Genomic DNA, 8,121 nt, shown 5'->3' with positions numbered 1-8,121 from the left:
AGAAGCTGCTTAATAAGCAAGCAAATGATGACAACTACCTTGAAAAACACCGCATTGCTCAGGCTCAGAGATTGAAAATGCGAATGTTTGGGGCCAACAAGTCCTAACAAAAGTTCAAGAGTTAGCTACCTATACTCTGGCGATGTCAGGCACTCCTTGGCGTTCAGACTCTTTACCTATCGTGATGGCCGAATATAACAGCCCTGACGGGCAGTTGTTGGTTGACTACCAATACACATTAAAGCAGGCAATAGCTGATAATGTCTGTAGAAACCCGAGAATCGTATTGGTTGATAATGAACATTTGTCAGTAACTAGCGATGAGAAAGTTGAATCATTCTCCTCGATACTTGAGATGCTTAAGCAAACTAAAACCTCGTACCAAAGTGTCATTCATAATCGAGAGGCAATGGAATACTTGCTTGACCTTGGTTGCAAAAAGCTCGCGGAGATACGCCACCACTCCCCTAATGCCGGTGGGTTAGTTGTTGCTTCGTCTGTTTACCACGCTCAAACCATTAAAAAGATACTCTATGAAAAGTACTCACAAACCGTCTCAATCGTGACTTACCGGCATGAAGAACCTTTAGATGAAATTGAACGTTACCGTCGAGACAATACTCAATGGATTGTTAGTGTAGGAATGATCAGTGAAGGTACTGATATTCCTCGTCTTCAAGTTTGTTGTCACATGAGTTCGGTTAAAACAGAGCTGTACTTTAGGCAGGTACTCGGACGGATTCTTCGAGTTAATGGCTCTATGAATCAGCAAGCGTGGTTATTCACTTTTGCAGAGCAAAGCTTAATAGAGTTTGCAGAGCGGATTGAGCAGGACATTCCTGAATCATGTATGTTCGCCAAAATAGCAGATGAGCTTGAATACGACTTAGGAAATCTCTCTAATAATGGTCGATATGAATTATTCGACAGAGCGTCAGCACCTGAAAGCAAGTTGAACTGGACCGCAATCATTAATGGCAGTTCGAACCCAGTTGATGGTTCTAACGCACAAGATGAACTTCGATTAGGGGCTTTTAAACAACGCGTAATTTCAGCTTTTTTGAACTCTTAATTAAGCAACTCTAGGTTTTGTAGACAGAAGCTTGTTAGGGCCTTTACTAAATTTGCATTTTTATGAATAACTATAAGTATGGAATGACGCTTAACTTGATGTCCTGTATTGAAGGCGCAGCTCACAAGGCTATGTACCTACCAAGCTAAATAGAACAATTGACTTAATAGGGTCGCTTCAGGATTGTTCAATACTCAGGGGGTTAGTGTTGGCTGCGCAACACCTTAACCCTTATTTGTTATAAGTCAGCTATCAGTTTGCAACATTTCATGTAACTCCCACAAAGAAGCTGCAATCTTAGTTCCCGTCACATTCTTAATTTTTCTCATTGTATGTGCCACTGCACCTTGCCAGATCACACCTTCGAAATTTTTAGCAGGGCCATACTTAGTCATCATACTCATAATGCTGTCCCACTTCGGCTGCAAGTGTTCAGGGAAATGCGATGTATCTAAGCTAGACATTGCATCATTTGCTGCAAGTAAACGACTTCTAACATCACCAGGAGAAACACATAACTCTTGAATCCCGTCCGCGACTCTACATTTTGCATATTGATATTTAATGTTCATACAACACCTTAATCCTTATTTGTTAAATTGATATGCTGCGTATAGCCCATAAGCCATGCATTAGAGGAACAGCACTAAACAGTAGAGGCGTAAAATACAAATAGAAACCGCCGTTTACCAAAAATGTCTTAATCAATGAAACAAGCAACAGCCAAAGGTATGTAATTGGATTAAGTGTTACTGAAAGATATCTGCTATACGTCCCTTTAGAGGTCATCCACATACCTAATAAAGCAGTAGGATTAAATAGGGACTTAATATCGACCTTACCCACTGGATAATCGATACCTGTGTTTTCTCTCACTTCTTCTTTTGCCTTTCTCAATAGTCGCGCATCATTTAAAACATTAGTTTTAAACTTAGAGAAAAACCCTACCATCCCACGAACAATGAGTATTAATGCGCAAACAACGCCAATAACAATCAAGAACCAAGGTAATAGCTCAGGTCGTTCGATCGAACCTGAAACCGAAGCTACACCTTGGCTAAGTGTTGCTTCCTCAGCTGTAAAGCCTAAATATTGAATAAGCACATACACTGAACCAGCCCCATAGATAACAAAATGCAGTCTATTGTCGTGATCCATATTTACCCCATCAATTAACAGTTTATTAAGAGGAAAGTTTCCATAATTAAACATGGATCTTTCTCTCCCATAATGCCTTTGTTGCAGATAATACTAGCATCTTTTACCTATGCAATCAGTCAGATAGTACACATACTAACAATAGCACTGAGCTCAAAGTAAGTAGACTTGTAAAAAAAGGAATAATCCCTCTTCTCACTTCTTTTAAAAGTTAATGGTTCGAGTCTGACTTTAAGCCAATTCATTAAGTTATCTATTGCAAAGATGCTCTGCTGAGGCTTGTTCTCTCATGAGAGCTTCACCTAAATGATCTGACTTTATTGGAACTGAACAAACTTTGTCCTCCTACAATACTCAACTCATTATCACAAATTAAATTAGTACTAAAGCGACTTTGGTGAGGCATTAATGTTTTCATATGTAGTAAGATGCAATGCAATCAATTAGTAAGAGCTATCTCAACGGTTGTCATCGATACGAGATACTTTTCGCGAGTCAAATCATACTCTTCCGAACCCTATGTTATTGGTATTAAATAAAGATGCTTAAGAAACTCAAACTCAAACAAGCAGATGAATATGATCATCAAGTGGCTACTCTATATGCTACTGAAGCCCTAAATGCATACCTGGGGGGAAGCAAGCATTGTGAAAGGTTTGGGCATGAGCAGGGAGATATCAAAGAGTGGGACGATGTTGTATTGCACGGATTGAATGGTAAGACAGTACATTGTCAGATCAAGCGACAGATGCAAGATTTCTCTTCATACAAAATCATAAGAGCAACAAAAGTTCAGGGAAAATACAAAGGTCACTTACAAGACCTATCTACATTAGATAAAGCTTTTGAAAGCCTAGCGAAATACTTCGGCGACCCAAAATATAAAGTAAACGGGAAGGTTTTTTGGCTTGCTATCCCTTACCCCCAAATAAAGATTAAAGAAGAGATCACTTTAACAGACCTAAAAGATGTTTGTACCGAGTGGAAAAAAGCTGGTGCGACTCTGGAAGCTTTTTCTGGTGCTCAAGATAAAACATCAAAAATCAAAGAATGGCTCAAAAATTGGTGTGGTTTTCCAAGTGATGAAAGTATATACAATTGTATTCAATGCCTAGAAATACAGAATTATGGCGATGAAGCTGCAATCGCCGAACGTTGCAACATGCACTTATATCATTGGTATGACGACCTTGATAATGTAAAAAATAAAATAAGAACTTTCTTGACTGACAACTCCTCATCAAATCAATCAATTACACCAAGAATGCTCGCTAACTGTGTTGGTAGTAACCTCAAACCCCAATGTCGTTCATGGACTAGTTATGAGAAAAAGAGCAAATTGGATTGGACGATCTCAGGAACTCTCTCCGGACATGCAAATGAAATAGAGCCCCCACTTAGTGTGGTAGATAAACTTTGGGGGCCAGTAAGTAACCATAACTTTGAATTACAGTTTAAACAGTCTTCCAGCAATAACTCATTTTGTACTTTGGACCTATCCTTAATAAGATTAGCCTTGCATTCACCAAATACAGTAAAAATCCTTCATAGCGACGCTTCAGCTTGGCGAACCAATGTTTCAAATGCGATTCGACATACTTTGGGTACAACGTCGAATGACCTTTCAAGAATAACTATTCTTGACCAAATTTCTCCCCCCTCGCCATCTGAATACAGGCAGCTATCATCAAACTCAGAAATCAGAAGTGAACAAAGCACCTTAACAAGAAGTATGGATGAACTGACTTGGAATCAAATCAAAACTAGTGTCGATGACTTTGTAGCTGAACTCAAAGAAGGGGAAGTACAAAACCTCACAGAATCGGTATGGCTCAACTGGAAACAAGAGATTGATAAAGACCAACAACTCCAGAATCAGGTAACTGCCGATATGCTGTACGCAGCTGCCGAAGGAGAACAAAGTATAGGTCAACTTAGAGCTGGACCACATACCGTACATCTCATTCGTGATGCGTTTAAATTACTGCTGTACATAGCTATTGGTTTAGATGCTGAAACTATGGGGTGGCAAGAGTTTTGTTCAAACTTTTCAATCAGATCTATAGCTCTAGCATATTGGGCAGGACCAAGGTCTAGTGCCTCTGAACCTAGAAGGTTTTTCGACGAAGATTTGAGAGATGAACGTTCTGAACTCTTAGGTAAAGAAATATCCAAAATCTTAGTTTTACCTCAGACAGCAGCAAGCACATCTTCTATTTTTGGATATAGCTTGGCTAGCAGTGAAGATGAGGGAGAGACAATGGCTGACGCAAGGATTCCAAAATCAGTGATTACACGCTCTCTTGAATTTAGTGATGCTATAGAGAATAACTCAGTAGCTGATATAAAGAGCTTCGTTCAGGGACTTATAACTAAGCGACATAACCAACGTGAACGACAAATCGCATCTCTAATAAAGGGGTAATACAATGCAATTAAATAACTGGCGTGATGCTCTAACAAACACATTGCCTCCCCACTACTTTGAAACGAGCTCCGATTATCATTCTAAAATAATGAATATCCTACCAGAAGGGATGTCTGGATTAGCCTTAATTCTAAAACGGACAGAAAAAGCATCTTTTCCTGGGTTTAGAACCATTTTAATTGCATGCCCTGAATCTATTGAGAGTTCAAAAGGCGCAATACATTGGGCAGCAAACGTTAGAGATATACTGCCAGAGCCTTATTCTTCAGATATATATCTATTTTTAGATATCGAAAATGCTTCATTGGAAGATGGAAACCGATTGGAGGCTGACGAGTTTTACTGTCGAAAATATGTAAAACGACCCAATGAAGCAATTGAAAACTTCTTAAAAAGGACCTTTTTAGCTTTGCCTGTCAGTAGAAAACAAATCGACGAACTATCTGATCCTATTTCTACATCATTACTAAAAGCAGCCAAACAACACCAATATCTCTCAACCGACCAACAAAAAAGGTGGAGAAACGTACTGTCATCAAATGACTCAGCGCAAGAAATCGTGGAAGCGCTATTTGAACTGGAGATCATAGATTAAAATGCCAATTTTAAAAAATATTAACGTAAGTAATATTAGACGATTCGGTACTGATGTTTCGATCCCTATATCTCCTCAAGCAACAATCTTTCTTGCTCCGAATGGAACCGGAAAAACAGCATTATTCGAAGCCATGGAACTTGCTCTTACTGGAAGTGTAGCTAGGTTAGATGATGATATTTTCGCTCTTGTAAGAGACAATGAATTATCAGCTAGCGTTAGTCTAGATTTTGGCGACTTTCACCAAGATGCCACCGTTACATCTGAAGGCTTAGTCAGTTGGGCCCCTTCCCAAACAATCAATGGTAGTGCCCAAGGGGAGGATATTAACTATCTATTACGGTTAACTCACCTCCTAGATCAAAGAGATAAAAACTGGTTCATACAAGAAGAGTCTAAAGAGGCTGGCTCATTGCTATCAAAGTTACCAATAGGTCAAGAAGCACAAAAACTCGGTGCTATGATACCAAAATTACGTAGACCAATAGCGAAAATGCTATCAGAGAAGGAGACCGAAAGTGAGGACGCTAAGCTCATATTAGACGAATGGGATGCTCTAGTTTTGGACCGAAAGCTTGCTCAAGACAAAGTGGGTACACTCCATATTTCTTTAGAAAGCCTATCTGAAGAACTCAAGCCTTATATGGAAACAGAAACGCGAATAAATAGCATCGACCAATTATCATCTGAGCACAACGTTTGTTTAAGCAATGTGAACGCAAAACTCACAAGGTCTCAAGGTTCATTAGTTGAACTGACAGCCTTAGCAAAAACTTGTGAAGAGTTTACAAAGATAAAAACTAAAGAAAATGAACTTACTGAAGCTAGTAGTCATGCTTTGAAGGAAAGGTCGTCACTTCTGTCAGATAAAGAGCTTGCTACTTCAGCTCTTAAATTAACTACAAAAGACTGTAGCGAAGCAACATCCAGACTAAAAACAACACAACTAGAACTAGACAATTTAAAAGAGATTAGCAGGTACGAAACTCTAGAATCTAATGCAAAGAATCAACTTTTACTTAATTTAGATGAACTCAAAAAAAATGAAACTGATAAAGCTAGTGATACTGAGCACTTAGAAAAACTAAAAGCAGATTTATCAAAAAACGAACAGATAGAAGCAAGAGAAAAAGACTGGAATAACTCTCACTCGACCCTATTACAAGCTAAAAACTCATTATCTAGCTGGAAATCTCAATTAGATATAGCAAGTTCAATCGAAAAAGAACTCACCAAATTAGTAGCTACCTTAGAATCGACCACAGCAAAAGCCAGTGAATCTAACACTCAACTTGAAAAAATAAAAAAAGAAGCAGCAAGCAACAAAATCAACCTTGTTTCTCTGCAGAGAAACTCAGATCAAGTTCGTTCTGCAGTAGCTGAAATTTCAGCAAATATCTCGGGAAAACAAGGGGACTGCCCGGTTTGTGGTGAAGTTCACGGAATAATCGAATTAGAAAGACGGATGAAAGCTCAAGTAGAGGGCTTAAACCCTGAACTAAAACTATTGGCAGAAAATGAAGTTCAACTTGCACAACGTATTACATCTCAATCTATTGATTATAAGAGTCTTACTGAAGAAATAACTCTACTACAAAAAAAAATTGAAGATACAAAAGAGCATCTAAATAAGTGTAACTTTAATATAACCACCGCAAAATTAGACCCTCTTTTAAAATCACTCGAGATAGAAGAAGCAGAAAAAGCCGTTGCTAAAACAGAACATAACCTTGCTGATGTAGAAAAACAGTTAAAGATTGACGCCTCTCAACTACCGATGAAACCTTCTACTGAAATGATGGTTGCAGCAGAACAATCTCTACAAAAAAAGCAAAACACATATGACTTGTCTCAAAAATCTCTCTTCGAGCTACAAGGACGTATCGTAGAAATTCAAGAGAACCTAGAACAACTAAGACAAAAAACTAAAGAAAATAACAGTCAAGAAACCCTAAAACATGAAATAACAAAGCTAGAGACTCTAATTTTCAAACACAATAATGACGTTCAGGTACAAGTAGAAAATCTAAACCTTATAACAGAAAATCTTCTCTCACTAGAAGACAAAATCGCAGAACATCAGGTGGAGCTAAAACGTACTCAGAATATAATTGTAGAGCTAGAAAATAATTGGCTTAAGCAAGGTCTTCAAGGGAACCCTGACAATGAAAAGCTCGAAGAAGAACTAGGTAAGCAGCTTAAAAAGGTAGAGAAGTCAAAGAACTCACGCGACTTGTTAGACCGAATGCGAAAGCAAATAGCACAACTTCAAGGAGCCGATAGTCTTAAATTAATTCAAGAAAAAATTAAATCTTGCAAAGGAGAAGCAACCGAGGAGTCTCACAGAAATAGCTTAGAAAGCTTATACGAAAGCAAAATTAATGAATTAAAGTCACTCGTAGAAAAGAAAGCAGCTCTTGACTCATTTAGCAAAGAGCTAAATCAAGAAATTGATCAAATTCAATCTAGAGTCGCAAGTATCCAACCACTTTGGCAGGCGTTGCTAAATAGAGTTGTCAGAGAGCCTAGATTCAGTGAAACCGGGCTTCAAGTGGAAAGAAAGTGGAACAAAGCACACGCTAGTGTGAACGTTCCATTAGCGAAAAGAACAGTTCATGCGTCTAAAGTTGCAAGTGAAGCACAAAAGACAGATCTTCAACTAACGTTCCTATTATCAATGGCATTAGCAAATCCTTGGTCACCATGGAGAGCTCTGCTGTTGGACGATCCAACGCAACATCATGATCTTGTACACGCATCGGCGATCTTTGATGTTTTAAGGGACTATGTTCTCGAATACAAATTTCAACTTATCGGTGTTTTTCAAGGTAGTTGTCATCATTTGCTTGCTTATTAAGCAGCTTCTCT

At 38.5% G+C, this 8,121-nt stretch carries 5 protein-coding genes and 1 pseudogene; 4 read left to right on the top strand and 2 right to left on the bottom strand.

Annotated features, from left to right (window positions below):
- Positions 1 to 52 precede the first annotated feature (52 nt).
- Positions 53 to 1,072 (top strand): annotated as a pseudogene (locus ACED53_RS22365) (DEAD/DEAH box helicase); the annotation flags it as partial.
- Positions 1,073 to 1,317: 245 nt separating this feature from the next.
- Here the strand turns inward: ACED53_RS22365 and ACED53_RS22360 are convergent.
- Both ACED53_RS22360 and ACED53_RS22355 read right to left on the bottom strand, forming a co-directional pair.
- On the bottom strand, positions 1,318 to 1,644 hold the full coding sequence (locus ACED53_RS22360; RefSeq protein ID WP_017101938.1) for a hypothetical protein: 327 nt from the start codon (positions 1,642 to 1,644) through the stop codon (positions 1,318 to 1,320).
- Between the two features lie 22 nt (positions 1,645 to 1,666).
- Positions 1,667 to 2,284, bottom strand: a complete 618-nt coding sequence (locus tag ACED53_RS22355) for a hypothetical protein (RefSeq protein ID WP_017101937.1) — start codon at positions 2,282 to 2,284, stop codon at positions 1,667 to 1,669.
- A gap of 487 nt (positions 2,285 to 2,771) precedes the next feature.
- Here ACED53_RS22355 and ACED53_RS22350 point away from each other — a divergent pair, with 487 nt between their 5' ends.
- From ACED53_RS22350 to ACED53_RS22340, 3 genes are read left to right on the top strand one after another with little or no spacing between them, the layout of a single operon-like run.
- Positions 2,772 to 4,655, top strand: coding sequence for an ABC-three component system protein (locus ACED53_RS22350; protein WP_017101936.1), 1,884 nt, complete (start codon positions 2,772 to 2,774; stop codon positions 4,653 to 4,655).
- Between the two features lie 4 nt (positions 4,656 to 4,659).
- Positions 4,660 to 5,253 (top strand): ABC-three component system middle component 1, encoded by a 594-nt coding sequence (locus ACED53_RS22345; protein ID WP_017101935.1) that lies wholly within the window; start codon positions 4,660 to 4,662, stop codon positions 5,251 to 5,253.
- Position 5,254: 1 nt separating this feature from the next.
- On the top strand, positions 5,255 to 8,110 hold the full coding sequence (locus ACED53_RS22340; RefSeq protein ID WP_371715309.1) for a hypothetical protein: 2,856 nt from the start codon (positions 5,255 to 5,257) through the stop codon (positions 8,108 to 8,110).
- Positions 8,111 to 8,121: the final 11 nt, after the last annotated feature.

Origin of the sequence: Vibrio sp. 1F169 (assembly GCF_041439605.1) — a bacterium.
In the GTDB taxonomy this organism is placed as follows: Bacteria; Pseudomonadota; Gammaproteobacteria; order Enterobacterales; family Vibrionaceae; genus Vibrio; species Vibrio tasmaniensis_A.
This window is presented reverse-complemented; position numbering and strand designations above follow the sequence as displayed.

Coding starts and splice junctions, on each gene's coding strand:
- ACED53_RS22345 (WP_017101935.1), top strand. CDS start 4,660: ATGCAATTAAATAACTGGCGTGATGCTCTAACAAACACATTGCCTCCC.
- ACED53_RS22360 (WP_017101938.1), bottom strand. CDS start 1,644: ATGAACATTAAATATCAATATGCAAAATGTAGAGTCGCGGACGGGATT.
- ACED53_RS22350 (WP_017101936.1), top strand. CDS start 2,772: ATGCTTAAGAAACTCAAACTCAAACAAGCAGATGAATATGATCATCAA.
- ACED53_RS22355 (WP_017101937.1), bottom strand. CDS start 2,284: ATGTTTAATTATGGAAACTTTCCTCTTAATAAACTGTTAATTGATGGG.
- ACED53_RS22340 (WP_371715309.1), top strand. CDS start 5,255: ATGCCAATTTTAAAAAATATTAACGTAAGTAATATTAGACGATTCGGT.